The organism is Limnofasciculus baicalensis BBK-W-15, from assembly GCF_024178385.1.
In the GTDB taxonomy this organism is placed as follows: Bacteria; Cyanobacteriota; Cyanobacteriia; order Cyanobacteriales; family Coleofasciculaceae; genus Limnofasciculus; species Limnofasciculus baicalensis.
In genome coordinates, this window is the sequence record NZ_JAMZMM010000659.1 from 1 (window position 1) to 1,633 (window position 1,633).

1 protein-coding gene is annotated in these 1,633 nt (G+C 39.4%); it reads right to left on the reverse strand.

The genetic code is table 11. The features are described 5' to 3' along the window. Positions 1 to 142: 142 nt before the first annotated feature. A complete protein-coding gene (locus NJ959_RS29215) occupies positions 143 to 1,453 on the reverse strand; it encodes an MSCRAMM family adhesin SdrC (protein WP_254015267.1) in 1,311 nt (436 codons plus the stop codon). Between the last annotated feature and the right edge of the window lie 180 nt (positions 1,454 to 1,633).

The window sequence follows — 1,633 nt, forward strand, 5'->3', positions numbered from 1 at the left end:
GGGGAGGGGGGAGTGGGTTATTTGGAGTGGGGAGTAAGTAGGTTGGGTTGAGCCAACGTAGTTTGCTTCCCGCTGGGTAACCCAACTATCTCCAACATCCAGGGGGAGGGCTTCACTATCGTTCCACCCAACCTACCGCTAACTAATTTGGCTTATCCTTAGACCAAATAATAACGATTTTCTTATCTTTTGTCGGGACAAAAACTATATAGCTTTCATACTTACCACTTTTGATTTTGTAAACAGTACCACCGCCGTAATTACCGTCATTCAATAATGGTTCTAATTTGTTATTTGTTAGGTATTGGTTGAAGGTATCAAGAAGTTGATCGTTAGAAACTAGACTATCTGATGTAGTTTTTCTGGCTCCTTTTAAGTAAAAATTGTTGTCTGTAAATTTACCTTTTTCTTCCAGAGTTTCTAAATCTGTGTCTGGCTGAAAATCTTTAAGATTATACTTACCTTTGAACAGATCAATTACTGCAAATAAATGGGAGATAAACGTTTGATATTCCCGATCTTCTGTCGGAGCGTCAATCAATTTAGCCATGGTGTAATTTTCCGACTCAAGATAAATAGCTGTTTTGCCATCTTTGACAATTAAGTGTAGGTATTTTGTTTCAGTACCTGTCGCGTTAGAAACTTCATATAGTTTAAAATTACTTTCATTAGTAGTGAGAAGTTTAGTACCCTTAAAGTTAGGGTTTTTCTTTAATTCTCTTTCAAAATATAAAGCAACATCTCGCAAATTATTGGCTGTATTAAAGATATAAGCTGCCTTATCAAATTGCGATCGCAATACACCACCGGAACCTTTTTCTGCTCCTGGATAACGGGGAAATTGTTCAAAAAAATTCACAGGCTGCGGCGGTGTATTATTTCCTTCATTTGTATCTCGTGACTTACCAGGATTATTTTGTGAATCTCGTGATTTGTCAGGATTATCTTGTGAATCTCGCGATTTGTCAGAAGTATTTTGTGAATCTCGTGACTTACCAGGATTATCTTGTGAATCTCGTGATTCGCCAGAATTATCTTGTGAATCTCGTAACTTGTTAGATTGGTTTTGTTGTTTAAATTTTTTCTGTTTCTTTGTCTGAGAGTTATGAGAATTAACTACTTCTTGATTCCTGGGAGTATCTGGTGAATCATTGATTTCAAACACTGGGCGGGCAAGAGGCATCTGGGGAAAAGCTGACTGACGCTCTGGAAGGGAAGACTCAGGAGTTGGTTTGGGCGAAGATTCAGGAGAAACCTGAGCCGAGGAATTGGCAGTTGCAGGTAACTTTGTAATTTTAACGGTTTCCTCTTTTTTCGGTGGTTTTGGCTTCTCTAAATCAAATGGCGCGGGTAGCATCAGCACTATCCCATGGAGTGCTAAGGAAATCAGAAAGATAGGCTGGAATAACAGCCGCATAATCCGTAAGTTTCTCATGAAGTAGGGTAGCTTCATCTGTTTTCCCCCTTGGATATCTCTTACCCAAGTCTAGACGTATCAAGAGGCAAATTAGATGCAGGGATGTTAATTTCACATCCAGAAACCCGGTTTCTGATAGAAACCGGGTTACTTATCCCTCCCCATTACTCAATTGTCGTTATAATCTACTCTCCTTCCCCCACCCTAGCTGTTATA